General features: G+C 69.0%; 28 protein-coding genes. 13 read left to right on the forward strand and 15 right to left on the reverse strand.

The annotated features are described in order from the left end of the window. The first annotated feature begins 26 nt into the window (after nucleotides 1–26). Nucleotides 27–1,268 (forward strand): fatty acid desaturase family protein, encoded by a 1,242-nt coding sequence (locus tag ACFXMV_RS18220; RefSeq protein ID WP_378503125.1) that lies wholly within the window; start codon nucleotides 27–29, stop codon nucleotides 1,266–1,268. A 371-nt stretch (nucleotides 1,269–1,639) separates the two neighbouring features. Here the strand turns inward: ACFXMV_RS18220 and rsgA are convergent, their stop codons facing one another. Together rsgA and aroA are read right to left on the reverse strand one after the other, a co-directional pair. Beyond that, entirely contained in the window at nucleotides 1,640–2,686 is a 1,047-nt protein-coding gene (gene rsgA / locus ACFXMV_RS18225; protein WP_378503126.1) for a ribosome small subunit-dependent GTPase A, read from the reverse strand. Then, nucleotides 2,647–3,939 (reverse strand): 3-phosphoshikimate 1-carboxyvinyltransferase, encoded by a 1,293-nt coding sequence (gene aroA / locus ACFXMV_RS18230; RefSeq protein WP_378503127.1) that lies wholly within the window; start codon nucleotides 3,937–3,939, stop codon nucleotides 2,647–2,649. The genes rsgA and aroA overlap by 40 nt, the downstream gene beginning before the upstream one ends. A gap of 38 nt (nucleotides 3,940–3,977) precedes the next feature. Here aroA and ACFXMV_RS18235 point away from each other — a divergent pair, with 38 nt between their 5' ends. Continuing rightward, nucleotides 3,978–4,766 (forward strand): SOS response-associated peptidase, encoded by a 789-nt coding sequence (locus ACFXMV_RS18235; protein ID WP_378500544.1) that lies wholly within the window; start codon nucleotides 3,978–3,980, stop codon nucleotides 4,764–4,766. Here the strand turns inward: ACFXMV_RS18235 and ACFXMV_RS18240 are convergent. Together ACFXMV_RS18240 and ybaK are read right to left on the reverse strand one after the other, a co-directional pair. Beyond that, on the reverse strand, nucleotides 4,753–5,745 hold the full coding sequence (locus ACFXMV_RS18240) for an LLM class flavin-dependent oxidoreductase (RefSeq protein ID WP_378500545.1): 993 nt from the start codon (nucleotides 5,743–5,745) through the stop codon (nucleotides 4,753–4,755). The two genes, ACFXMV_RS18235 and ACFXMV_RS18240, sit on opposite strands and share 14 nt — an antisense overlap. A gap of 73 nt (nucleotides 5,746–5,818) precedes the next feature. Continuing rightward, entirely contained in the window at nucleotides 5,819–6,313 is a 495-nt protein-coding gene (gene ybaK / locus ACFXMV_RS18245; protein ID WP_378500546.1) for a Cys-tRNA(Pro) deacylase, read from the reverse strand. Between the two features lie 156 nt (nucleotides 6,314–6,469). Here ybaK and ACFXMV_RS18250 point away from each other — a divergent pair, with 156 nt between their 5' ends. Together ACFXMV_RS18250 and rsrA are read left to right on the forward strand one after the other, a co-directional pair. Next, complete coding sequence (locus ACFXMV_RS18250; RefSeq protein WP_378500547.1) at nucleotides 6,470–7,141, forward strand: sigma-70 family RNA polymerase sigma factor; 672 nt, start codon at nucleotides 6,470–6,472, stop codon at nucleotides 7,139–7,141. After that, nucleotides 7,138–7,419, forward strand: a complete 282-nt coding sequence (gene rsrA, locus ACFXMV_RS18255; protein WP_378500548.1) for a mycothiol system anti-sigma-R factor — start codon at nucleotides 7,138–7,140, stop codon at nucleotides 7,417–7,419. Before ACFXMV_RS18250 ends, rsrA begins: the two co-directional genes overlap by 4 nt. A gap of 55 nt (nucleotides 7,420–7,474) precedes the next feature. Here rsrA and ACFXMV_RS18260 read toward each other — a convergent pair whose 3' ends face one another. The 3 genes from ACFXMV_RS18260 to ACFXMV_RS18270 all read right to left on the reverse strand — a co-directional run bounded on the left by ACFXMV_RS18260 (nucleotide 7,475) and on the right by ACFXMV_RS18270 (nucleotide 9,473). Then, nucleotides 7,475–8,194 (reverse strand): hypothetical protein, encoded by a 720-nt coding sequence (locus ACFXMV_RS18260; RefSeq protein WP_378502312.1) that lies wholly within the window; start codon nucleotides 8,192–8,194, stop codon nucleotides 7,475–7,477. Nucleotides 8,195–8,454: 260 nt separating this feature from the next. Next, complete coding sequence (locus tag ACFXMV_RS18265; RefSeq protein ID WP_378502313.1) at nucleotides 8,455–9,177, reverse strand: hypothetical protein; 723 nt, start codon at nucleotides 9,175–9,177, stop codon at nucleotides 8,455–8,457. A gap of 221 nt (nucleotides 9,178–9,398) precedes the next feature. Beyond that, nucleotides 9,399–9,473 carry a 50S ribosomal protein bL37 gene (locus ACFXMV_RS18270; RefSeq protein WP_115967926.1) on the reverse strand — a complete coding sequence of 25 codons (75 nt, stop codon included), beginning with the start codon at nucleotides 9,471–9,473 and terminating at the stop codon, nucleotides 9,399–9,401. 94 nt (nucleotides 9,474–9,567) lie between these two features. Between ACFXMV_RS18270 and ACFXMV_RS18275 the strand changes: the two genes are divergently transcribed. Together ACFXMV_RS18275 and ACFXMV_RS18280 are read left to right on the forward strand one after the other, a co-directional pair. Then, on the forward strand, nucleotides 9,568–9,783 hold the full coding sequence (locus ACFXMV_RS18275; RefSeq protein ID WP_378502270.1) for a biotin/lipoyl-binding carrier protein: 216 nt from the start codon (nucleotides 9,568–9,570) through the stop codon (nucleotides 9,781–9,783). A gap of 17 nt (nucleotides 9,784–9,800) precedes the next feature. Continuing rightward, nucleotides 9,801–11,312: a sensor histidine kinase gene (locus ACFXMV_RS18280; protein ID WP_378503128.1), complete on the forward strand. Its 1,512-nt coding sequence runs from the start codon at nucleotides 9,801–9,803 to the stop codon at nucleotides 11,310–11,312. A gap of 81 nt (nucleotides 11,313–11,393) precedes the next feature. On the opposite strand, the gene ACFXMV_RS18285 is transcribed toward ACFXMV_RS18280, so the two are convergent. Both ACFXMV_RS18285 and ACFXMV_RS18290 read right to left on the reverse strand, forming a co-directional pair. Next, nucleotides 11,394–11,648 (reverse strand): WhiB family transcriptional regulator, encoded by a 255-nt coding sequence (locus ACFXMV_RS18285; protein ID WP_027500159.1) that lies wholly within the window; start codon nucleotides 11,646–11,648, stop codon nucleotides 11,394–11,396. A 256-nt stretch (nucleotides 11,649–11,904) separates the two neighbouring features. Next, the gene (locus ACFXMV_RS18290; RefSeq protein ID WP_378503129.1) at nucleotides 11,905–12,861 is read right to left on the reverse strand and encodes a diacylglycerol/lipid kinase family protein; all 957 of its coding nucleotides are present in this window, start codon (nucleotides 12,859–12,861) and stop codon (nucleotides 11,905–11,907) included. 46 nt (nucleotides 12,862–12,907) lie between these two features. Between ACFXMV_RS18290 and ACFXMV_RS18295 the strand changes: the two genes are divergently transcribed. Further along, nucleotides 12,908–13,324, forward strand: a complete 417-nt coding sequence (locus ACFXMV_RS18295) for a hypothetical protein (RefSeq protein ID WP_378501478.1) — start codon at nucleotides 12,908–12,910, stop codon at nucleotides 13,322–13,324. On the opposite strand, the gene ACFXMV_RS18300 is transcribed toward ACFXMV_RS18295, so the two are convergent. Both ACFXMV_RS18300 and ACFXMV_RS18305 read right to left on the reverse strand, forming a co-directional pair. Further along, on the reverse strand, nucleotides 13,325–13,798 hold the full coding sequence (locus ACFXMV_RS18300; protein ID WP_378501477.1) for a GNAT family N-acetyltransferase: 474 nt from the start codon (nucleotides 13,796–13,798) through the stop codon (nucleotides 13,325–13,327). It abuts the gene before it with no gap. A 23-nt stretch (nucleotides 13,799–13,821) separates the two neighbouring features. Further along, on the reverse strand, nucleotides 13,822–14,409 hold the full coding sequence (locus tag ACFXMV_RS18305; protein ID WP_378501476.1) for an acid phosphatase: 588 nt from the start codon (nucleotides 14,407–14,409) through the stop codon (nucleotides 13,822–13,824). A gap of 72 nt (nucleotides 14,410–14,481) precedes the next feature. Between ACFXMV_RS18305 and ACFXMV_RS18310 the strand changes: the two genes are divergently transcribed. Further along, nucleotides 14,482–15,276: a ParA family protein gene (locus ACFXMV_RS18310; RefSeq protein ID WP_378501475.1), complete on the forward strand. Its 795-nt coding sequence runs from the start codon at nucleotides 14,482–14,484 to the stop codon at nucleotides 15,274–15,276. Nucleotides 15,277–15,280: 4 nt separating this feature from the next. Here the strand turns inward: ACFXMV_RS18310 and ACFXMV_RS18315 are convergent, their stop codons facing one another. Together ACFXMV_RS18315 and ACFXMV_RS18320 are read right to left on the reverse strand one after the other, a co-directional pair. Then, nucleotides 15,281–16,495, reverse strand: a complete 1,215-nt coding sequence (locus ACFXMV_RS18315) for a PQQ-binding-like beta-propeller repeat protein (RefSeq protein WP_378503130.1) — start codon at nucleotides 16,493–16,495, stop codon at nucleotides 15,281–15,283. Between the two features lie 9 nt (nucleotides 16,496–16,504). After that, entirely contained in the window at nucleotides 16,505–18,109 is a 1,605-nt protein-coding gene (locus ACFXMV_RS18320; RefSeq protein WP_378500514.1) for a DEAD/DEAH box helicase, read from the reverse strand. Nucleotides 18,110–18,428: 319 nt separating this feature from the next. Between ACFXMV_RS18320 and ACFXMV_RS18325 the strand changes: the two genes are divergently transcribed. Continuing rightward, nucleotides 18,429–19,109 (forward strand): ferritin-like fold-containing protein, encoded by a 681-nt coding sequence (locus ACFXMV_RS18325; protein WP_378500515.1) that lies wholly within the window; start codon nucleotides 18,429–18,431, stop codon nucleotides 19,107–19,109. Nucleotides 19,110–19,210: 101 nt separating this feature from the next. Next, complete coding sequence (locus ACFXMV_RS18330; protein ID WP_378500516.1) at nucleotides 19,211–19,441, forward strand: DUF3107 domain-containing protein; 231 nt, start codon at nucleotides 19,211–19,213, stop codon at nucleotides 19,439–19,441. Nucleotides 19,442–19,502: 61 nt separating this feature from the next. Here the strand turns inward: ACFXMV_RS18330 and ACFXMV_RS18335 are convergent, their stop codons facing one another. Then, on the reverse strand, nucleotides 19,503–20,147 hold the full coding sequence (locus ACFXMV_RS18335) for a TetR/AcrR family transcriptional regulator (protein ID WP_378500519.1): 645 nt from the start codon (nucleotides 20,145–20,147) through the stop codon (nucleotides 19,503–19,505). A 252-nt stretch (nucleotides 20,148–20,399) separates the two neighbouring features. Here ACFXMV_RS18335 and ACFXMV_RS18340 point away from each other — a divergent pair, with 252 nt between their 5' ends. The 3 genes from ACFXMV_RS18340 to ACFXMV_RS18350 all read left to right on the forward strand — a co-directional run bounded on the left by ACFXMV_RS18340 (nucleotide 20,400) and on the right by ACFXMV_RS18350 (nucleotide 23,687). Continuing rightward, a complete protein-coding gene (locus ACFXMV_RS18340; RefSeq protein WP_378500517.1) occupies nucleotides 20,400–21,506 on the forward strand; it encodes a DUF3152 domain-containing protein in 1,107 nt (368 codons plus the stop codon). A gap of 90 nt (nucleotides 21,507–21,596) precedes the next feature. Beyond that, on the forward strand, nucleotides 21,597–22,781 hold the full coding sequence (moeZ, locus tag ACFXMV_RS18345; RefSeq protein ID WP_378500520.1) for an adenylyltransferase/sulfurtransferase MoeZ: 1,185 nt from the start codon (nucleotides 21,597–21,599) through the stop codon (nucleotides 22,779–22,781). Between the two features lie 57 nt (nucleotides 22,782–22,838). Then, nucleotides 22,839–23,687, forward strand: coding sequence for a TIGR02569 family protein (locus ACFXMV_RS18350; RefSeq protein ID WP_378500518.1), 849 nt, complete (start codon nucleotides 22,839–22,841; stop codon nucleotides 23,685–23,687). A 13-nt stretch (nucleotides 23,688–23,700) separates the two neighbouring features. On the opposite strand, the gene ACFXMV_RS18355 is transcribed toward ACFXMV_RS18350, so the two are convergent. Then, nucleotides 23,701–23,783, reverse strand: an 83-nt coding sequence (locus ACFXMV_RS18355) for an integrase core domain-containing protein (protein WP_378500521.1), incomplete at its 5' end; no start/stop codon positions are given.

Consider the following 23,783-nt stretch of genomic DNA (forward strand, 5'->3'; position numbering starts at 1 on the left):
ACTGATCGACTGCGGGGAGAGCCGGAATGGCGATTGCGGACGTCAAGGAATACGCGCACCTGACCGAGGCGGATGTGGAAGCGCTCGGCTTCGAGCTGGACGCGATCCGCCGCGACATCGAGGAGTCGCGGGGCGAGCGGGATGCCCGCTACCTGCGCAACACCATCCGACTCCAGCGCGGCCTCGAGGTCGCGGGCCGGGCGGTGCTCTTCGGCAGCCGCAAGCGCCCGCTGTGGCTGCTCGGCGCAGGCCTGCTCGGCACGGCGAAGATCATCGAGAACATGGAGCTCGGCCACAACGTCATGCACGGCCAGTGGGACTGGATGAACGATCCCGAGGTGCATTCGAGCGGCTGGGAATGGGACGTCGTCGGCCCGTCGGCGCACTGGAAGCAGACCCACAACTACATCCATCACAAGTACACCAACATCCTCGGCATGGACGACGACGTGGGATACGGCCTGCTGCGGGTGACGCGTGACCAGCGCTGGAAGCCGTTCAACATGGCGAACATCCCGTTGAACGCGCTGCTCGCGCTGTTCTTCGAGTGGGGCATCGCCGCCCAGCACCTCGAGCTCGGCAAGGTGGCCAAGGGCCGCGTCGACATGGAGGAGTTCAAGGTCAAGCGCGGCGAGGTGCTCGAGAAGATCGGCAAGCAGGCCCTCAAGGATTACGTGGTGTTCCCTGCGGTCACCGGCAAGGCCTGGAAGAGCACGCTGACCGCGAACTTCACCGCGAACATCATTCGCAACGTGTGGACCAATGCGGTCATCTTCTGCGGCCATTTCCCGGACGGCGCCGAGAAGTTCACCAAGGAAGACATCGACACCGAGACCCACGAGCAGTGGTATCTGCGGCAGATGCTGGGCAGTGCGAACATCAGCGGTGGGCGCGTCATGGACTTCATGACCGGCAACCTGAGCTACCAGATCGAGCACCACATCTTTCCCGACCTGCCGTCGAACCGGTATGCCGAGATCGCGGTAAGGGTGCGGGCGCTGTGCGAAAAGTACGACCTGCCCTACACCACCGGTCCGCTGCTGGTGCAGTACGGCAAGTCCTGGCGCACCATCGCGAAGTTGTCGCTGCCCAACAAGTACCTGCGCGCCACCGCCGACGACGCACCGGAGACCGCCTCCGAGCGCAGGTGGGCAGGCACGAACCCGACGCTCACCCTCGACCCGGCGACCGGGCGTAGCCGCGGACTCCGGAGCGCGATCCGGGAGGCGAAGCGCAGGCGCGGGTTGCGCGGTTTGCTGGCCAGCTGATCGGCCCGGTCGGAGTTCGTGACATGCGCGTGATGTGCGACCGCGAGAAATAGAATCAACATTATGCGCCCGATGGCCGGCAGAACCGGCCATCGGGCGCGTGGTGATTGATGGGCTATTCGTCGGAGCCGAGAACGCTGGAACCCAGGTCGATGGCCTGCCCGATCAGCGCGATGATGCCGGTGAGCAGTTCTTCTACTGAACCCATGGAAACTCCCTATTGTCGTTGCCAATGTTGGTGATGTGAATCACATCGAACGCACCCAGTAAACAGCAACATCAGTGTGATTTCGCTGATTCGGATAAATGTGTCACATACAAGTGATAACGAAAAGGAAACTACGCGAACCGTTTGTTGCGGATGTTTTACGTCACCACGCCTCGTTCGAATTCAGCGCTACCAGCAGCAACCTGACGGCGGCGGCCCGGCGCGCGGCCTCGCCCTCGAGCCGGTCCAGCGCGCACTCGGGGTCGGCGGGCGGGCCCAGGTGGCTGCAGCCGCGCGGACAGTCCTCGATGGCCGCGGCGAGGTCGGTGAACGCGCCGAAGACATCATCGGGCGAGATGTGCGCCAGGCCGAACGAGCGGATGCCCGGGGTGTCGATCACCCAGCCGCCGGAGCGGCCGCCGCCAGCCGGGTCGGGCAGCGGCAGGGCCACCGACTGGGTCGAGGTGTGCCGTCCCTTGCCGACCCCCGACACCACACCGGTGGCCCGATCCGCGTCGGGCACAAGACGATTGACGAGAGTCGACTTTCCGACCCCCGAATGGCCGATCAGTGCGGTGACCTTCCCGGTGAGCACGGCCTGTGCCGCGTGCAGTGGGTCGTCCTGGCCGGCCAGGATGACCGGTACGTCCAGGTCGGCGAAGGCTGCTGCGAACTCCGTGTGGTCGGCGAGGTCGCCCTTGGTCAGGCAGAGGATCGGCGCGAGCCCGCCGACGTAGGCCGCGACGAGCGCCCGTTCGACGAATCCGGTGCGGGGCGGCGGGTCGGCGAGGGCGACCACGATCAGCAGCTGGGAGGCGTTGGCCACCACGATCCGCTCGAACGGGTCGGTGTCGTCGGCTGTGCGCCGCAACACGGTGGTGCGCTCCTCGACGCGCACGATGCGGGCGAGGGTGTCCGTCCGGCCGGAGATGTCGCCGACCACACCCACCTGGTCTCCCACCACGATGGGGGTCCGGCCGAGTTCGCGGGCGCGCATCGCCACCACGAGGCGGTCGGGGTCATCGCCGATCACGCACCCCCACCGGCCGCGATCGACGGAGACCACCATTCCGGTCTCGGCGCTCTTGTGCTCGGGCCTGGTCTTGGTGCGCGGACGCGAGCCCTTGCCGGGGCGGACCCGGACGTCGGACTCGTCGTACCTGCGCGCAGTCAGGAGGGCGCTCCCGTCGGCGTCAGCATCGTCTCCCACAGGTTCTCGAACCCGGGCAGGGTCTTGGCGGTGGTGCCGATGTCCTCGATCTCCACGCCAGGCACCACCAGGCCCAGGATCGCCCCCGCGGTCGCCATCCGGTGGTCGGCGTAGGAGTGCCAGGCGCCGCCGTGCAGCGGGCGCGGCTCGATTCGCAGGCCGTCCTCGGTCTCGGTGACGGCCCCACCCAGGTTGTTGATCTCGGTGCGCAGCGCGGCGAGCCGGTCGGTCTCGTGGCCCCGCAGGTGCGCGATCCCGCGCAGCGTCGACGGCCCGTCCGCCAGCGCGGCCAGGGCCGCGACGGTGGGGGTGAGTTCGCCGATGTCGTGCAGGTCCACGTCGATGCCACGAAGGCTACGCGGCCCGCGCACGGTCAGCGTCGAATCCGTCAGCGACACTTCGGCGCCCATGTCGGTGAGGATGCCGCGGATGGCGTCGCCCGGCTGGGTGGTACTGGCCGGCCACAGCGGCACGCTGACCGAGCCGCCGGTGACCGCGGCCGCGGCGAGGAAGGCGGTGGCGTTGGACAGGTCGGGCTCGATGACCCAGTCGACCGGGTCGACCGGCCCGGGGGACACGCGCCAGGTGTCGGCGTCGCCGTCGGCCGGGGTCTGGACCCGGACACCCGCCTCCCGCAGCATCTCCACCGTCATGTCGATGTGTGGCATCGAGGGAACCGAGCGGCCCTCGTGGCGCACCGTGATCCCGTCGTCGAAACGCGCGGCGGAGAGCAGCAGTCCGGAGACGAACTGGGACGACCCGGAGGCGTCGATGGTCACGACGCCGCCGGAGACCTTGCCGTGCCCGTTCACGGTGAACGGCAGGCCGTCGCCGTCGATGTCGACGCCGAGGCCGCGCAGCGCATCGAGGATGGTGTTCAGGGGCCGAGTCCTGGCCTGCTCGTCGCCGTCGAACGCGACGGTGCCGTCGGACAGCGCGGCCACCGGCGGCAGGAAGCGCATCACCGTGCCCGCCAGGCCGCAGTCGACGGTGGCGGATCCGAGCGACCCGGGGCTCACGCGCAGGGTGGTGGCGTCGCCGTCGTCGTCGATCCGCACGCCGAGCGCGCGCAGGGCGTCGATCATCAGGTCGGTGTCGCGGCTGCGCAGCGCGCCGGTGATCGTCGACGGGCCCGAGGCGAGCGCGGCGAGGATCAGGGCCCGGTTGGTGATCGACTTGGACCCGGGCAGGGTCACGGACGCGTGCACGGGCGATGCGGCGACGGGCGCCTTCCACAGACTCACGTGCACCATCTTCCCAGAGTGTCGGTGGTCGGAGACACAATGGTCGTATGTGCGGCAGATATGCGACGACGGTCGACCCGGCGCTGCTGGCGGTCGAGTTGGACGCGCTCGACGAGACGTCCGGTCCTGGTGGTGCACGGGAGCCGGCCGAGAACTACAACGTGGCGCCGACCGATCCGGTGCTCGTCGTGGTGAACAGGCACTCGCGCGAGCATCCGGACGACGATCCGGTCCGCCGCATCCGGCGGATGCGCTGGGGACTGGTGCCGCCGTGGACCAAGGCGGGCGAGGGTGGTGCGCCTGCGAAGGGAGCTCCGCTTTTCAATGCCCGCGCCGACACCGCCGCGACCAAGCCGGCGTTCCGCACCGCGCTGAAGACCAAGCGTGCGCTGGTGCCGATGGACGGCTGGTACGAGTGGCTGACCGAACCGTCGGCGGCGGGCAAGGCCGCGAAGGTTCCGTACTTCATGACCCCCGCGGACGGCTCACGGCTCTATGCGGCCGGCCTGTGGTCGGTGTGGCACGCCCGCGACGCGCGTGAGTCCGCGCCGCTGCTGAGCGCCACGATCCTGACCACCGACTCCGTCGGCGCACTGCAGACCATTCACGACCGGATGCCGCTGATCCTCACGCCCGACCGGTGGCAGGCCTGGCTCGACCCGGACGCGGATGCGCCCGCCGACCTGCTGGACCCGGTCGACGAGGCGGTCGCGGCCGGCATCGAGATACGGCGGGTGTCGGACCGGGTGAACAGCGTCCGCAACGACGGCCCCGAGCTGATCGTGCCCGCGGGCCCTGCCGGGTCCGGCGTGGGCGAGCAGATCACCCTGCTGTGACCAGCCCGCTGACCTCGGCGACCAGTTCGAGCGAGCGAAGCCAGGCCGCCCTGTCCGTGGCCGAGGAGACGACCATCAGCTCGTCCGCTGCGGTCTCCGCCGCGAAGCGGTCCAGATAGTCGCGCACCACGGTGGGCGTGCCGACGGCGGAGTACCGCACCATTTGAAGAACCTGTTGCCCGGCGGGGGATTCGAGGATCATGTCCGCCTCGTCCTGGGTGAACGTCCGGCCTCGGCCGACGAACAGCCCGACCCGCTTGCGCTTGGTCTCGAGGAAGAGCCGGTCCGCCTCGTCCTGCGTGTCCGCCGCGATCACGTTGACGGCGGCGATCACGTACGGCTGCGCGAGCTGGGCGGACGGCCGGAACTCGCGCCGGTAGATCGCGACCGCGTCCAGCAGCGCGTTCGGCGCGAAGTGTGACGCGAAGGCGTACGGGAGTCCCAGTGCCGCAGCGAGTTTGGCGCCGAACAGCGAGGATCCGAGGATGTAGAGCGGGATGTCGGTGCCCCTGCCAGGCGTCGCCTCGATCCCCGGTATCCGGGAGGGGCCGGTCAGGTAGCCCTGCAACTCCAGCACGTCCTGGGGGAAGGATTCCGCCGAGCTGGGGTCGCGGCGCAGCGCCCGCATCGTCTTCTGGTCGCTGCCAGGCGCGCGGCCGAGCCCGAGGTCGATCCGGCCCGGGTGCAGCGACTCGAGGGTGCCGAACTGCTCGGCGATGGTCAGCGGCGCGTGGTTGGGCAGCATGATGCCGCCCGCGCCCAGCCGGATCCGCTGCGTGTGCGCCGCGACGTGGGCGATCAGCACGCTGGTCGCCGAGGACGCGATGGACGGCATGTTGTGGTGCTCGGCGTACCAGATGCGACCGTAGCCCCACTGCTCGGCGCGCTGCGCCATCTCCACGCTGGACCGGAAGCTGTCGCCTGCGCTCTCGCCCTCGCCGATGTGCGCCAGGTCGAGGATGGAGTAGGGGACTGTCACGGGAGTACCGGCCTTCGTTCGCGGGGATGGCTGCCTAGTGATGCAACCGCCGCGCCCGCCCGAGTATTTCTGCTCAGCCCGCCGTGATCGGGGCGAGCACAGCGCCGGTCAGCCGGACCAGGTCGGCCGGGTCCAGGTCGATCTCCAGCCCACGCCTGCCCGCGCTGCACAGCACCCGGTCCCAGTTCGCGGCGGAGGCGTCGATCACGGTCGGTAGTCGCTTGCGCTGACCGAGCGGGGAGATGCCGCCGAGTACGTAGCCGGTGGAGCGCTGCGCCTCGGCCTGCTCGGCCATGACGGCCTTGCTGGCCCCCAGCGCGGCCGCCGCGGCCTTGAGGGAGAGCTTCTCGGGGACGGGCAGCACCGCGACCGCCAGCTTGCCGTCGGAGGTCTTGATCACCAGCGTCTTGAGGATCTGCGCAGGCTCGAGGCCCAGCTGGCCTGCCAGGGCGTCGACCGCCTCGGCGCCGTAGGACGCGCTGGTCGCGTCGTGTTCATAGCTGTGCACGCGGTGCGCGATCTTGCCCTTGGCGAGCGCCTGCGTCGCGGGGGTTGAGGTTCCGGCCATGGCACAGACCCTAGTTCTGGGAACACAACACAGACGGCCGGCGTTGCACCGAGCACGTTGGTCCATCCCGAAAAGGAGTCGTCGGTGTCGGTGCAGTGCCTCGAGCGTCCCGCTGGCCGCAGTCCCGTCGACCGGGTAGCGGTAGCCTTGATCCCTATGGCGAGCGAAGGGATCAGCGTGCCTGACGACCGGCCCGAGAACGATCAGCCTCCGAAGGACGAGTCGAGCGGCGATCTGACCGCGCGGTTCGAGCGCGATGCGCTCCCGCTGCTGGACCAGCTCTACGGCGCAGCCCTGCGGATGACCCGCAACCCGGCCGATGCGGAGGACCTGGTCCAGGAGACCTATATCAAGGCGTACTCGGCGTTCCGTTCCTTCAAGGAGGGGACGAACCTCAAGGCCTGGATGTACCGGATCCTGACAAACACCTACATCAACTCGTACCGCAAGAAGCAGCGTCAGCCTGCGCAGTACCCGACGGACGAGATCACCGACTGGCAGCTCGCGGCGACCGCCGAGCACACCTCGCAGGGCCTGCGGTCCGCCGAGGTGGAGGCGCTCGACTCCCTGCCCGACGACGACATCAAGGCGGCGCTGCAGGAGCTGCCCGAGGAGTTCCGGATGGCGGTGTACTACGCCGACGTCGAGGGCTTCCCGTACAAGGAGATTGCGGAGATCATGGGCACGCCCATCGGTACCGTGATGTCGCGCCTGCATCGCGGACGCAAGCAGCTGCGCGGGCTGCTGGCTGACGTGGCACGAGAACGTGGATTCAACCGGAGCGGCGCCGTGTCGGCGGCGGCCCAGGAGCAGGAGGCGACCCGGTGAGCGAGCAGGACGAGTTCGAGCGGTTGGACTGCTCCGCGGTGATCGCGGACGTGTGGCTGATGCTCGACAACGAGTGCGACGAGACGACGCGCGCCCGGCTGCGGCGGCACATGGAGGACTGCGGTTCCTGCTTCGAGGCCTACGGCATCGAGGAGAAGGTCAAGTCGCTGCTCTCGCGCAAGTGCGGCGGCGAGCACGCACCGGAAGGGCTGAAGGAGCGGCTGACGATTCAGCTGCGCAGCACCACGATCATCACGCGGGTCGACCCGGACCAGTAGGCATAAGCACGGCGAGGGCCGCCCGGGAACTCCCGGGCGGCCCTCGCCGGTGCATTCAGCTCCCGAAGAACAGTTCGGCGGAGCCCGCGGGGCTGCCGAGCCGGCAGCCGAGTGCACAGCTCACGGTGACGCCGGTCGGGGACCAGGTGAGGGTGTTGAGGCTGTCAGCACTGACGAGCAGGAGAGCGTCGAGGTTGACTCCCGCCGCGCCGGCGTCGGAGCGCGTGACGGGGTCGGTCGTTCGACCGCATCCGACAGCGGGTCCGAGGTTCGGGTTCTGGAGCGCGTAGACGGTGTCGTAGACGACGGTGGAACCAGCGGTGGGGTCGACGGTCCATGAGCCCGCGGCGCCCCCGTAGAGGTTCGTCGAGTCGGTGACGCGTTCGCCTGTCGGGTTGGTGTACGTCACGGTCCCGGAAACCGGAATCTGCCACTTGCGGATGCCGCAAGGGTCGGCCGTCTCGTTGACCTGCTGGATCGCGGTGACCTGCCGGGCGGGGCCGTTGGTTGCGGAGATGGTTGTGCGGTAGTGGATTTCGTCGCCGGCGAATCCGATGTTCGGCCCGATGGCCTCGTGGGTGACGGCGAGATTGTCATGCGTCGTGGTCGCGTGTGTGGCGGAGGCGTCGTGGCCGGGTGCGGCCGCGGATCCGACTGCGTCAGCGGATTGAGCAGTCGCGGTGCCGGTGACGCCGGCGGCGAGCAGGGCGGCGGCCGCGGCGGCGGTGGCAACTCGGGCGGCGATGCGGCGGGTGGGTGTGGACGAGAGCGACACGGGACTCCGTTCGAAAGGAGACAACTGGGAGCGCGTGTCGGGAGAGTCGACTCTGCGCGTGCCCCCCGACGGCGTGGGCCTCATCGTAGGGTTCGTGCCGGATTTGCGAGGAGGATTCCGAAATGTGTTGTGTATAACTGTATTTCAGAGACACTGACCCTCAAGGACGGCCCTCGTTGCGGCCTCGTCTGCCGTTCAGCGTCCGTTGTTGAAGACCCGGGCATTGCGAGGGCAAATGCGCCCATGCAGAGAGGGTCAGGTCAGCTCGCGAACGTTTCGGAGCCGAGCACCATGTCGACCGAACCGGCAGGGCTGCCGGGAACCATGCAGTAGAAGGCGCAGGTCGCGGTGACGCCGGTCGGGCGCCAATCGAGCGTGTCGAGACCGTCCACTCGGACTTTCAGCGAGGCGTCGATGTTCGACGGGCTCGCGTCGCCGGCCCAGTCGCAACCCACGGCGAATCCTCCGCCCGCGGTCTGGAACTTGCGGACGGTGTCGTAGACGACGGTTGTTCCCGCTGCCGGGTCCACGGTCCACGACCCGACCGCCGGGTATTGGTAGCCGTTGATGTACCTGTTGTCGATGGGCATGGGTTCGGTCACCTGCTTACCGGAATCGTTTGTGTACGTCACGGTCCCGGACTTCGCCGTCGTCCACGTGCTGTAGCAGCCCACCAGATCCCAGATGAATTCTTCGATCCCGGTGACCTGTCGCGCGGGTCCGTCGGTAGCCGAAACGGTGGTGCGGTAATGGATTTCGTCGCCCACCATTCCGATGTTGCTTCCGATGATCTCGTGGGTGACGGTGAGGTTGTCGTGGGTCGTGGTGGCGCGCTTTGTGTTCGCGGACCCGGTCTCGGCGGACTGGGCTGTGGCGATGCCGGTGACACTCATGGTCATGAGTGCTACGGCTGCGGCGGTGGAGGCGGTGGCGGTGGCGAGTCGGGCGGCTGCGCCGCGTCGCCGCTGCGAGGTGTGGGGCATCGGTTCTCCTGGGTGGTCGCGCGGTGAAGGGTCAGGAGGCGGGGCAGGGCGACGCCGAAACATACCGATTGGTCCCCGACTCTGGCGCGGAACTATAGCCCCGTTCGCGGTGGTCGGGCGGGCGAATTGACGGATACGTTCCGGCTGGCGAGGAGCGGAGACGACGCAGGGCCAGACACCCGAAGGTGTCCGGCCCTGTGTGAGGCTTCGTCTACGACGCGTCAGCTGTTGGGACGCTTGCCGTGGTTGGCCTTGTTGCCCTTGCGGCTGCGCTTCTTGCGACCACGCTTACCCATGGTTGTCTCCTTCCCTCAGATCTCGCTCGGGGACATTCTTCCACGTGTGGTTGGCTGTACTTCCATTGGCAGGTCTATACAAGCGAGGTGCTCGATGGCAGAAGACGTGCGTGCCGAGATGGTTTCCACCGTCTTCCAGGTGGTTGTCGCGGAAGGCGACGAAGTGAAGGAGGGTGACACCCTCGTGATCCTGGAGTCGATGAAGATGGAGATCCCGGTCCTGGCCGAGGTGAACGGCACCGTGACCTCGGTTGGCGTCACCGTCGGCGACGTCATCCAGCAGGGCGACCTGATCGCCGTCATCTCCTGACGTTCGCGCACTGACCGATGTCCACCCTCAGCGACCTGCTGGCGGAATACACCGACCTGCCGGGTAGCGCCGTCGACCACCTGCAGCGGGTGGTCGGGGAATGGCAGCTGCTGGCAGACCTGTCGTTCGCGGACGTCCTGCTGTGGGTGGGCTCCGACAGCGGCAATCCGGACGCCGCCGGTGACGGTGAAGTGGTCTGTGTCGCGCAGTGCAGGCCGACCACCGCACCGACCGCGTTCGCCGAGGACGCCGTCGGCACCGTGGTCTCGGACACCGAACATCCGCACGTGCGGCAGGCGCTGACGGAATGGCGGATCGTGCGCGTCGAGGACGGCCCGGCCGGCGAGGGGACCCCGGTCCGCCGGGAGGCGATCCCCGTCCGATGCGCGGGCGACGTCATCGCCGTCCTGAGCCGCGACACCAACCCCACCCAGCAGCGGCAGTCCAGCCCGCTGGAGGTCGCCTACCTCGACTGCGCCGCAGACCTGTGCCAGATGATCAGCGAGGGGACGTTCCCGACCCCGGAGGAGCACAGCGAGATCCTGTCCAGCCCGCGGGCGGGCGACGGTTTCATCCGGCTCGACTCCGACGGGATCGTGGTCTACGCCAGCCCGAACTCGCTCTCCGCGTACCACCGCATGGGCCTGACCACCACGACCCTGAAGGGCAGCGACCTGGCGTCGGTGACCCGGACGCTGGTGACCGACCCCTTCGACTCGCAGGACGTCACCAACGACATCAGGGCCGCGCTCGCGGGCAAGGCGGGCAAGCGGATGGAGGTGGAGGCGGGCGGGGCGATCGTGTTGCTGCGCACCCTGGTGCTGCGGCCGGGCGGTCAGCCCGCAGGCGCCGCGGTGCTCATCCGTGACGTCACCGAGGTCAAGCGCCGCGACCGCGCGCTGCTGAGCAAGGACGCGACCATCCGGGAGATCCACCACCGGGTGAAGAACAACCTGCAGACCGTGGCGGCGTTGCTGCGGCTGCAGGCCAGGCGCACGAACAACGACGAGGCACGTCAGGCGCTGAGCGAGTCGGTACGCCGGGTGACCTCGATCGCGCTGGTGCACGACACCCTGTCGATGTCGGTGGACGAGGAGGTCAATCTCGACGAGGTGGTCGACCGGCTGGTGCCGATGATGGCCGACGTCGCGATGGTGGGCAGCGCGGTCCAGGTGCGCCGCGAGGGCAGCCTCGGGGTGTTCCCCGCCGAGCGTGCGACCCCGCTGGTCATGGTTCTCACCGAACTCGTGCAGAACGCCATCGAGCACGCCTTCGAGCCGGGGGAGGCGGGCACCGTGACGTTGCGTGCCGAGCGATCGGCGCGGTGGCTGGACGTGGTCATCCACGACGACGGCAGCGGCCTGCCGCCCGGGTTCAGCCTGGAACGGTCCGAACGTCTCGGCCTGCAGATCGTCCGGACCCTGGTGTCGGCGGAGCTGGGCGGTTCGCTCGGCCTGCATCCCGCGGAGGGCGGCGGCACGGACGCCGCGCTGCGGGTGCCGCTCGGCCGCCGGGCCAACCGCGTGTAGCCCCAGAAACGACTGGTCCCCAGAAACGACTGAGGCCCGGCACCATCAAGGTGCCGGGCCCGTTCGTACGGTGCTGTGTTGCTAGACCGTGGTGCGGGCGCGGGTCCGCGCGTTGCGACGCTTGAGCGCGCGACGCTCGTCCTCGCTCATGCCGCCCCAGACGCCTGCGTCCTGGCCGGACTCGAGTGCCCACGACAGGCAATCGGCGGTCACGGGGCACCGGTTGCACACCAGCTTGGCGTCCGCGATCTGGGCGATGGCCGGACCGCTGTTGCCCACGGGGAAGAACAATTCCGGGTCTTCGTCCCGACAAATTGCGTTGTGGCGCCAGTCCATCCTTCTGCTCCTTAACCGGGTGCGTTCTGCACCGTTTCGTATCGCTGAGTTCATGCGCACGGTATGAATTGTTTCCGCGCTGTTGCTTGTGAATGCTTTCACGAACTAGCGGGATGTCAATGGAATCAGACCGCTTCGTGGGGTAACTCACTCTGTTAGGTTGCCCTATGTGGTCTGGGCTACTTTCTACCCCGGTTGCGGCGAGAATGCACTAGTGCCGTAAGGTTTCTTGGCATTTTCTCATGTTTTGAGGGTCTCAGGCGCCGCTCGGCGCGACGACGGAGAGGGCGTCGGGGACCGAGACGAACTCGACCTCGGTGCGCATTCCGATGTAGTCGCCGTCCATCTGTAGCGCGATCGGAGTGCTCGACCGGATCTGCACCCGCGGCACGTCGTCGACACGAAAAAGATTGCGCCCCTTGGGCTGTGCGCCCGGCGTGAGGAGTTGCCGGACCATCATGAGGGTCGTCGGTACGCGCATGGTGGTCATCGCGAAGACGCCGAGGCCGGTATCGAAGTCGGTCTCCGGGTTGATCCGGACGGGGCGTTCGTTCAGGTACGTCCACGGGCTGGAGTTCGACACGAACGCGTAGTGCACGCCCTCGACGGGATCGCGACCGGGCACCTGGACGGTCAACGCCGGTTCGGTGCCCCGGTTGCGGAAGAAGGCACGGATCGCGGTCCGGACATAGCGCGACGGCGTCGCCGGATGGCCGTTGCCGCGGCTCGCGTCGATCGCCTCGCACACCTGCGCGTCGAGCCCCATGCCGGCATTGAATGTGAACCAGCGATTGTCGCAATGGGCGAGCCCGATCCGCCTGCTCTGCCGCAGCGCGAGGAGTTCGATGAGCTGATTCGTCGCCGTCACCGGGTCGGGGCTGATGCCGAGCGAGCGGGCGAACACGTTTGCCGAGCCGCCGGGGACCACCGCGATGAGCGGGGTGGGGCCGATCGGGACCTCGCTCATCGAATCCGGGTGCGGCGCGCCGAGCAGTCCGTTGATGACCTCGTTGACGGTGCCGTCGCCGCCGTGCACGACGATCAGGCCGATGCCCTCGACGGCCGCCCGCCGGGCGAGTTCGCCTGCGTGACCGCGGTGGGTGGTGTGCGCGACCCGGACCTGGACCCTGCTCGACACCGCGTGCGCGAGCAGATCACGCGCCGCGGGGGTCGTCGAGGTGGCATTCGGGTTGACGATCAGCAGCGCGCGCACGGGACACCACCCTAGCCGGGAGTCGGGGGTTCTATAGGCTGGCTCGGTGCCAGAGCAGTCCTCACGACCCCGCCCGCCCGCCACCATCCGCTGGGCCGGAGCGCTGGTGACCCTCCAGGGCGCCGTCGCCGTCGGCATCGCGCTCGTGCTGGTGATCCGCGGCCTCCTCGGTCACGACCAGACCGCGACCAGTGGATACGGGACCGCGGCGTGGTTCGTGATCCTCGGCGGCGCGGTGCTGGCCGCGGGCATTGCGCTGATCACCGGCAGGCGCTGGGGCCGCACGATCGCCGTCCTCGCCCAGCTGCTGCTGCTCCCGGTGGCCTGGTCGCTGCTCACCGCCTCCCACCAGACGGCGTACGGGGTACTGCTCGGCGCGGTGGTGATCGCCGCTCTGGTGCTGCTCTTCAGCAGCCCCTCGTCGCGGTGGATGGCCGACGAGTACGGCGACGAGGCTTCCTAGTCACGCCCGCGCGGCGAGGCTCTTCAGGGCGTCGCCGGACAGCCGGTAGGTGGTCCATTCGTCCTGAGCGGCCGCCTCGAGCGACTCGTAGAACGCGATCGACGGGGCGTTCCAGTTCAGCACCGACCAGCTGAGCCTGCTGTAGTCGTTGTCGGCGCACTCCCTCGCGAGCGCGGCCAGCAGCGCCGTGCCGTGGCCCGCGCCGCGCCGCGCCGGCTGGACGAACAGGTCCTCCAGATAGATCCCGTGAACGCCGTCCCAGGTGGAGAAGTTGCGGAACCACAGCGCCATCCCGACGACGGCTCCGGCCTCCTCGGCCACGTGGCAGAAGGCCGACGGGTTCTCGCCGAACAGCGCGGTGGCGATCTGCGTCTCGGTCACCGTGCACTCGTGCCGCGCCTTCTCGTACTCGGCAAGGTCGTAGATCAGGCCGGTGATGGCCGCGGCGTCGTCGGGGGTGGCCCGCCGGATCATGGGTTGCTCGCTCTCGGTTCGAATCAGTTGGTGGCGTTGTGGGAAATGATCTGCTGGACGCCGCGATCGAAGCCGAGCACGGAGATCGACGCCGGGTCCATCGCGAATCGCCTGCCCTCGGCGACCGGGAGTTCGGCCCACCGGGCGAGCAGAGCGCGGGAGAAGTGGGCGTGGCCGACCAGGATGACATCGCGTTCGGCGAGTTGTGACAGCGCGGTCCCCAGGACCATGTCGGCCCGCGCCGCGACGGACTCTGCGCTCTCCCCGCCGGGGCACGGGTGCGACCACACCGTCCAGCCCGGCACGCTCTCGCGGATCTGGGGAGTGGTCAGGCCCTCGTACTGGCCGTAGTCCCACTCGGCCAGCGCGTCCCACTCGGTGGCGCTGCCGAGACCGGCGAGCGCGGCGGTCCTGGCCGCCCGGCTGCGTGGACTGGTCAGGACGAGTGGGGTCCGCAGGCCGAGCCGGGCGATCCGCTTCCCGGCGTCGCGGGCCTGCTCCTCACCCGTCGCGGTGAGCGGGATGTCGGTGTGGCCGGTGTGCCTGCCGTTCAATGCCCACTCCGTCTCGCCGTGTCTGACCAGGGCGATGCGGGGGCGCATGGTGCTCATGCCGCAATGATGCCAGGGCGATCTCGGCGCGAGCGCTCGCCACATCCGTCGAAATGCGCAAAGATCACCGGCGTGACAACTGTGCTCGCTGTGGCGAATCAAAAGGGTGGGGTCGCAAAGACCACGACGGTTGCCTCGCTGGGGGCCGCGCTCGCGGGACTCGGGCGCAAGGTGCTCGTGGTGGATCTGGACCCGCAGGGGTGTCTGACGTTCTCGTTGGGTCACAACCCGGATCGGGTCGAGTCGTCGGTGCACGAGGTGCTCACCGGTGAGGCGGCGCTGCGCGATGTGATCCTCGAGACCGAGGAGGGCATCTCGCTGGTCCCCGCAACGATCGACCTCGCGGGTGCGGAGGCGATGCTGCTGATGCGCCCGGGCCGGGAGTTCGCCCTCAAGCGCGCACTGGCGACGCTGGACAACGACTTCGACATCGTTCTGATCGACTGCCCGCCGTCCCTCGGTGTCCTGACCCTCAACGGGCTGACCGCTGCCGACTCGGTGTTGGTGCCGTTGCAGTGCGAGACGCTGGCGCATCGGGGTGTCGGCCAGCTGCTGCGCACGGTCGGCGAGGTGCAGCAGATCACCAACCCGGACCTGCGGCTGCTCGGCGCGTTGCCGACCCTGTACGACGCCCGCACCACGCACAGCCGCGACGTGATCTCCGACGTCGCCGACCGCTACGAGATGCCGGTGCTGGCGCCGCCGATCCCGCGCACGGTGCGGTTCGCGGAGGCCAGTGCCTCGGGGGCGACGGTGCTCGCGGGCAGGCGCAACAAGGGCGCGCTCGCGTACCGGGAGCTGGCCGAGCAGCTGGTGGCGCACTGGGACACCGGTGCGGAGCTGGTGACCTTCAGCCCCACGGTCTGACCCGTCAGCGCAGGGCGACGAGCTCGTCCCCGCGCTGCTCGAGCAGCATCGTCCCGAGCACCGCGCTGGTGACCGGCGCTCGTTCGCCGTCGCGGTCGACGGCGATCCGGCGTACCTCGGCTCCGGTCACCGTGTCGTGCACGGCGATGGCGCCATCGACGGGGATCAGGATCTGGCCTGCCATCAGCGCGCCGGGACCGATGGCGCCCTCGACGGTCCATCGAGGAGCGAAATCCGTTGCGCCGAGGGCGATCACCCGAGAACCGGTCCACCACGAGAACACCGAGCCGACCTTGACCACCCGGGAATCAGGGGAGACGTCGGCGGGCACCGGATGCACGGCCAGGGGCGTGCCGGAGCCGTCGAAGACCCCGACCCGGGCGCCCGTGGTGGGTCCGGCGGGCAGGAAGACGGCGGTGCGCTCGCCGGTGACGGCGAGCACCTTCGCGCCGGTGGCGCCGGGATCGAGGTCGGCCAGCACGCTCGAGCCGTACTCGTCCGGCTCGGAGTTGTCCTTGGGAGCGGGATTGAGCACGCTGAGGCGATCGGCTGGCTCGCCCTCGCAGCGTTCGAGCACCGCGAGCCGGGTGCTGCTCGAGGCAGACGAGAGCAGTTCGCAGCCCGAGCGGGGCTGCGTGTTGGGGTTCACCGGCGCATCGACGCGGCCGAACTCCAGGGTGCGCACCAGATCGGAACGCCACAGCTCCATCCGGTGCAGCCCGCGTGAGGTCACGTAGGTGCCGTCCTCGGACAGCGTCACGGCGTCGTCGGCGTCGCTCGTGCGCTGGGCGACGCGAGATCCGTCCGCGCCCTGCAGTTCGGTGACGGCGCCGCAGCCGCGGCCGTCGCGGTACACCGAGACTACGGAGTTCCACGCCCCGATCACCCCGCACAGCGGCTGGTCCCGGGTGTAGCTCCACAACGGCGCGCCGGTGTCCCGGTCGTGGCCGGTGACCGCGCCGTCCCGCGCGGTCACCACGGCGCCGCCCGCGGTCACCGGACGAGGGGTGGCGGGGCTGTCCGCGCGCCAGATCTCGGCAACGCGTTCCGGGACGGACAGTGCCGTATCTGCCGGTGTGGCAGGCGTTTCCGCCGTGATCGACGTGGTGCCCCTGGCGTCGCTGCGCAGCCAGATCACACCGGCAGCGAGCACCACGACGACCGCGATCGCGACTGCGGCGATGAGGTCGGCGCGGGTGCGCCGCTCCGGTGCGACCACGGCGGGCGGCTACTCCGAGGCCACGGCCACGGAAGGTGCGGCACCCGCTGCCGCGGGCTTGCGCCGACGGCGGCGACGTCGCGCCGGCGCCGTTCCGTCGCCCGAGGGCGCGGTCGTGTCCGTGGCAGGGGCATCGGAAACCGCTGCGGTGGTGTTGGTTTCGGCGGTGCTGCGACCGCCGCGGGTGCGCTTGCGGGGGGACCGCGTGCGGGCGGGGCGCTCGGACTTCTCGGTGCGGCCTTCGACCGCGTCGTCGGAGCCGCCCGCGTTCTCGGTTGCCCGCTCGGCCTTGGCCCGCTTGATCGTGCCCTTGGCGTCGGTCGGGATGTTCAGCTCCGAGTACAGGTGCTCGGAGCTGGAGTAGGTCTCGGTCGGATCGGGGATACCGAGACCGAGCGCCTTGTCGATGAGCTGCCAGCGGGGGATGTCGTCCCAGTCGACCAGCGTGACGGCGATGCCGGTGCGGCCAGCGCGACCGGTCCGGCCGATCCGGTGCACGTAGGTCTTCTCATCCTCGGGGCACTGGTAGTTGATGACGTGGGTGACGTCGTCGATGTCGATGCCGCGCGCGGCGACGTCGGTGGCGACCAGCACGTCGATCTTGCCGGTGCGGAAGGCCTTGAGGCCCTTCTCGCGGGCCACCTGGCCGAGGTCGCCGTGCACGGCGCCCACGGAGAACCCGCGCTCGGCCAGATCGTCGGCCACCTTCTGTGCGGTCCGCTTGGTGCGGGTGAAGATCATGGTGGCGCCGCGGCCATCGGCCTGCAGCACGCGGGCGACCATCTCGGCCTTGTCCAGCGCGTGCGCCCGGTAGATGTGCTGGCTGGTGCGGTCGTGCACAGCGGACGATTCCGGCTCCTCGGCGCGGATGTGCGTCGGCTGGGTCAGGAACGTTCGCGCGAGGGTGATGATCGGGCCCGGCATGGTGGCCGAGAACAGCATGGTCTGGCGCTTGTCGGGGACCATCCCGAGGATGCGCTCGATGTCGGGAAGGAAGCCCAGGTCGAGCATCTCGTCGGCCTCGTCGAGGACGAGGACGCCGATCTTGCCGAGGATCAGGTGGCCCTGCTTGGCCAGGTCGAGCAGCCGGCCGGGGGTGCCGACGATGACGTCGACGCCCTTCTGCAGCGCGGCGATTTGGGTCTCGTACGGGCGTCCGCCGTAGATCGAGAGCACCTCGAGCTTGCGGTCGCCCGCCTTGAGGTACTTGCTCGCGTTGACCAGGTCCTCGGTCACCTGGATGCACAGCTCGCGCGTCGGCACGATGATCAGCGCGCGGGGGGTGCCGTCCAGCGGGGAGGTGCCGGAGTCGGCACTGCTGGCGCGATGCAGCAGCGGGACGCCGAATCCGAAGGTCTTGCCCATGCCGGTGCGGGCCTGGCCGATCAGGTCGTCGCCTGCCAGCGCGAGCGGCAGCGTCAGCTCCTGGATGGCGAAGGTGCGCTCGATGCCGATCTCGTTCAGGGCACGGACGATCTCGTCCCGGACGCCGAGTTCGGCGAAGGTCGGGGCGGTGTGGGTCTCGTCGAGCTGTGCGGAGAGCGTTGTTTCGGTCGCGTCGTCTTCATGGTCGATCGTGATCTTGCTCAGGGGTCTGGCCTTCCTCGTTGGCACGCGCGCACGAGGTGGGGCCAGGCCGATTGTCGGCCGATGTCGGTGCCCTCGTCCGTGAGTCGCGCTTCCTGCTGCCTGAGCGCGGAAATCGTGGGATCTCGACGCGGCGCGGGAAGGGACTTCAAGATCAGGTGCGCGCACATTATCTGCGGGTCGCCGCGTGGTTGTGTCGGCCCGTTTGTTCGGGCGACGGGCGGCTGCCCGCGTCCATGGTAGCTTGCGCGACCTGCTACGCCCGTATTTGCATGGCCAATCTCACCCGGGCGTGCGGCCGCGCGGCCGGGATCTGTGTGCGCTCCCATCCGTCTAGGCTGTCCGCATGGGAGCCAATTCCTCGGATTCTTTGACGCCAGCCATCGCCGCCGACCACCCGGGAGTGGGCGAACTCTTCGCCGTTCTCGCGTACGGCGAGATCTCCGCTTTCTATCGCCTCGCGGAGGACGCGCAGATGTCGCCGACCCTGCAGGGCAAGGTCGCGCTGGCGAGCATGGCGGCGGCGGAGATGAGCCACTTCGAGACCCTCCAGTCCGCGCTGACCGCGCGGGGGCACGATGTCTACGCCGCGATGGAACCGTTCGTGGCGCCGCTGGACGGCTATCACGCGTCGACGCACCCGTCGACCTGGCTGGAATCACTGGTCAAGGCCTACGTCGGGGACGGCATCGCCGCCGACTTCTACCTCGAGATCGCGGACTCGCTCGACCCGTCGGTTGCCGCCGTCGTGCGTGAGGTGCTGGCCGAGACCGGGCACTCGGAGTTCGTGGTGCACGAGGTCAGCGCGGCGGTCCGCTCGAGCAAGCAGGACAAGGACCGGTTGATGCTGTGGGGACGCCGACTCCTCGGTGAGGCGATCACCCAGGCGCAGTTCGTGATGGCTCAGCGCCAGGACCTGACGGAGCTGGTGATCACCGCCAGCGGCGACCTGACCGGCATCGCGGCGATGTTCGACCGGATGCAGGAGCGGCACGCCGAGCGGATGACGGTGCTGGGACTCGTGTAGCGCTGTTCGCTCTCAGCACGCGCGCAGCGCGGGCGCGTGGGCGAGTCGCTGCACTAGCCTGGGCTTCGGTAGTGATGGCACGAGGATTTCGGAGGTTGGCCGTGGAGGTCAAGATCGGCGTTTCTGACAGCCCGCGCGAGCTCATCGTGAACAGCGAGCAGACCCCCGACGAGGTCGAGGCACTGGTCGCCGCCGCACTCGGCGGCGAGGGTGGCGTGCTCGCGCTCGTCGACGACAAGGGGCGCAAGTTCCTGATCCAGGCCAACAAGGTGGCGTACGTGGAGATCGGACCGTCGGACAGCCGCAAGGTCGGGTTCGCGGCGTCCAGCTAGGTCGCCTGAGACGAAGAAACGGGGCGCGGTGATCCGCGCCCCGTTCTCGTGTCCGGAGCTTCTAGTGCTGCAGCGGCACGTGCGACAGGCCACCCCAGGCGAGCACGACGGTGGTGTCGACGGCCTCTTCCTTGGGAATCGGCCGGTTCGCCTGCAGCCAGTAGCGCGCGGTGAACTGGCTGGTGCCGACGAGGCCGACCGCGAGGATGCGGGCCCGGTAGGGATCGAGTCCCGAGTCGTGGCTGACCAGGTCGAAGACGGCATCCACGCAGGCCTCGGTGGCCTGGTCGACGCGGGCCAGTACCTGCGGGTCGCCCATCACGTCGGACTCGAACACCAGTCGGTAGCCCTGGCTGTCGTTGTCGACGAAGTCGAAGAAGGCCTGCACGGCGGCCCGGACGCGCTGCCGGTTGTCGGTGGTCGAGCGCAGGGCCTGCCGCACTCCCGAGATCAGGCTGTCCACGTAACTCTGCAGCACCGCGAGGTAGAGGTCGAGCTTCCCGGGGAAATGCTGGTACAGCACGGGCTTGCTGACGCCCGCGCACTCGGCGATCTCGTCCATGCCCGCCGCGTGGTAGCCCCTGGTGACGAAGACCTCGCTCGCGGCCTGGAGCAGCTGCAGGCGGCGCGCGTCACGGGGGAGACGGGTGCTGCGTTTGGTGGTCTGGGCGGCGGGCGCTGCGGCCCGGTCCGCGAGTTCTGTCATCGTGCTCCCAATCTGCTGCCAATCCACCATCGCTGACTCGTGCGGCGCGGTGAGGGTGCTCACTGCACTGAGTGCACAAAGTCATCGAACGATACCCGGACGATCGTCGGGTCGCCCTCACAATGGCGCATGCTGTGTAGGTGAGTATTCCAGGTGTTGCGGTCGGCGTCGGCATGTCGTCCTCCGGCGCCCGCTCGGGACGCGTTCGGCGCGCCGAATCGCCGTGGCGCCGGTCTGTGAGATTCTGACGTCGTGACAGATCGAGGTGGACCGCGGTTGCGGGGCGACGCACCGCGTCGCTCCGGCGACGGCGACTACCCCGATCATCCCGACTACCCAGACGATCGTCACCCCGACGAGGACCGTTACGGCAGCCGTGAGCCGGGCGGCAGCGGCTCCCATCAGCCGCTGCGGGCGCAATGGGATCCCACCAGTCGCGAGCTCGGGCGCCCCCGCGCCCCGCGACCGGAGCGGGCGGCTCGAAAGCAGACCAAGCTCGGTAAGTTCGTCTCCGCATACGGTTGGCGGGCATATGCGATCCCGGTCCTACTGGTGGTCACCGTGCTGGTCGGCGTCGACGCGATCCGCGGCGGCGGCGGCACGTCGCCAGAATCGGAGACCGGTGATGGTCCCGGCCTCGGCGCGCTGAGCACCGAAACCGACGGCACCGCCGTGATCGGGGTACCGCCGCAGGGCGACGGCAGCTTCGCCGCGACCATCCCGTCCGGGGCGCTCCCCGACGGCGGGCCGTTCACGGTGGCGGGCGCAGGCGCGTGGCATGTCATCCCGGGTACCACCGCGCAGGCCGGGCAGGGCACCGAGCAGGTCTTCACCTACACCGTCGAGGTCGAGGACGGCGTCGACACCGCCGGTTTCGGCGGCGACGAGGCGTTCGGGCGGATGGTGGACCAGACGTTGTCCAACCCGAAGAGCTGGACCAAGGACCCGCGGTTCGCGGTCCGGCGGATCGACAGCGGGGAGCCGACCTTCCGGATCTCTCTGACCTCCCAGATGTCGGTGCGTCAGGCCTGCGGGTACGACATCGAACTAGAGGTGTCGTGCTACAACCCGTCGATCGACCGGGTGATCCTCAACGAGCCGCGTTGGGTTCGCGGCGCCGTCGCCTTCCAGGGCGACATCGGCTCGTACCGGCAGTATCAGATCAATCACGAGGTCGGCCACGCCATCGGCTATCAGGATCACCAGCCGTGTGAGTCGGACGGGGGACTGGCGCCGGTGATGATGCAGCAGACCTTCGGCACGTCGAACAACGACATCGCCAGGCTCGATCCGGAGGGCGTGGTGCCGATGGACGGCAAGACCTGCCGGTTCAATCCCTGGCCGCACCCGCGGGGGTAGGGCGACCGCGGTCGATCGGGGGAAGAATGGACCCGAACGGAGCGTTGTAGCTGCGTGAGCGCGTAGACCGTAGGAGCCGTCGTGTCTGACCTGAAGTCCAAGAACTCGTTGCCGCCGCTGGTCGAACCCGCGGGCGAACTGAGCCGCGCCGAGGTGGCGCGCTACAGCAGGCACCTGATCATCCCCGACGTGGGGATGGTCGGTCAGAAGCGGATCAAGAACGCCCGGGTGCTGGTGATCGGCGCGGGCGGGCTCGGGTCGCCTGCGCTGCTCTACCTGGCGGCCGCGGGCGTCGGCACCATCGGCATCGTGGAGTTCGACGAGGTCGACGAGTCCAACCTGCAGCGGCAGGTCATCCACGGTCAGGCCGACGTCGGCAGGCCCAAGGGGGAGAGCGCCCGCGACTCCATCCTCGAGATCAACTCCAACGTCGAGGTGCGACTGCACCCGCTCCGACTCGAACCCGACAACGCGGTGGACCTGTTCGCGCAGTACGACCTGATCCTGGACGGCACCGACAACTTCGCCACCCGCTACCTCGTCAACGACGCCGCCGTGCTCGCGGGCAAGCCGTACGTCTGGGGTTCCATCTACCGTTTCGAGGGTCAGGCGTCGGTGTTCTGGGAGGACGCCCCGGACGGCCGCGGGCTGAACTACCGCGACCTGTACCCGGAGGCCCCGCCGCCGGGCATGGTCCCGTCGTGCGCCGAGGGCGGCGTGCTCGGTGTGCTGTGCGCATCCATCGGTTCGATCATGGCGACCGAGGCGATCAAGCTGATCACCGGCATCGGGGAAACCCTGCTCGGCCGGCTGATGGTGTACGACGCGCTGGAGATGAGCTACCGGACCATCAGGCTCCGCCGTGATCCCGCACGTCAGCCGATCACCGAGCTCATCGACTACGACGCATTCTGCGGCGTCGTGTCCGAGGACGGAGTGGTGGCGGCCGCGGATTCGACGATCACCGCGCCCGAACTGGCCGCGATGCTGGAAGCGGGCACGGAGATCGAGCTCATCGACGTCCGTGAACCGGTGGAGTGGGAGATCGTGCACCTGCCGGGCGCGACCCTGATCCCGAAGGATCGCATCCTGTCGGGGGAGGCGCTCGCGGAGTTGCCGCAGGATCGGCCGATCGTGTTGCACTGCAAGACCGGTATCCGGTCGGCGGAGGCGCTGGCCGCGTTGAAGAAGGCGGGCTTCGCCGACGCGACCCATCTGCAGGGCGGGGTCATCGCGTGGGCGAACCAGGTGGATCGCTCGCTGCCGGTGTACTGACGCGTCCGCGGCGCGTCTGGGGCGGCGGACACGCCTGTCAGCGGTAGCGTTGGCCCCGTGAGCTCTGTCGAACCTCCCGAGCATGTGCGCTCCACCTTCGGTCTGCGCGAGTCGGAGCCGATACCGCTCGGCGCCGACTGGGACGGCGGCTGGCGCTGCGGCGATACCGTGCTCTCGCCGGTGGCCGACCATGCCCGCGCCGCGTGGTCAGCGAAGGTGCGCGAGACGCTGACCGCGGACGGGGTGCGGATCGCGAGGCCGGTCCGAGCCACGGACGGACGGTACGTCGTATCCGGCTGGCGGGCAGACACATTCATCGAGGGGTCTCCGGAACCGCGGCACGACGAGGTGGTCTCGCTGTCGATGCGGCTGCACGCGGCGACCGCGACCCTCGAGCGTCCGCGCTTCCTGGTGCAGCCCCCGGTGGCGCCGTGGGCCGACGTCGACGTGTTCGTGGCGGCGGATCGAGCCGCGTGGGAGCAGGTCCCGTTGCGTGCGGTGAAGGGTCAGTTCGAGGCGGTCTCCGAGGACGGCCGCACCAGCGTCGAGCTGATCGGGCAACTGGCGACGCTGCGCAAGCCGGTGCGCAGTCCCGACCAGCTGGTGCACGGTGACCTCTTCGGCACGGTGCTCTTCTCCGGTTCGGAGGCGCCGGGCATCACCGACATCACCCCGTACTGGCGGCCCGTGGCCTGGGCTGCCGGTGTCGTCGTGGTGGATGCGCTGTCCTGGGGCGGAGCCGACGCGGAACTGATCGCCCGCTGGGAGGATCTGCCGGAATGGCCACAGATGTTGCTGCGCTCCTTGATGTTCCGCCTGGCGGTCCATGCGCTGCATCCGCGTTCGACGGCCGAGGCGCTGCCCGGTCTGGTGCGCACCGCGGACCTGATCCGGCTGATGCTCTAGATGTACCCGGCCATCAGGTTGGTGCCAGGCGGCTGACCGGTGGGAGCCCTCCGAGTGCGCTGTGGCGGCGTCGAGTGTTGTAGTACTCGAGCCAGG

It is taken from the genome of Rhodococcus sp. NPDC059179 (assembly GCF_042754885.1).
In the GTDB taxonomy this organism is placed as follows: domain Bacteria; phylum Actinomycetota; class Actinomycetes; order Mycobacteriales; family Mycobacteriaceae; genus Rhodococcus_G.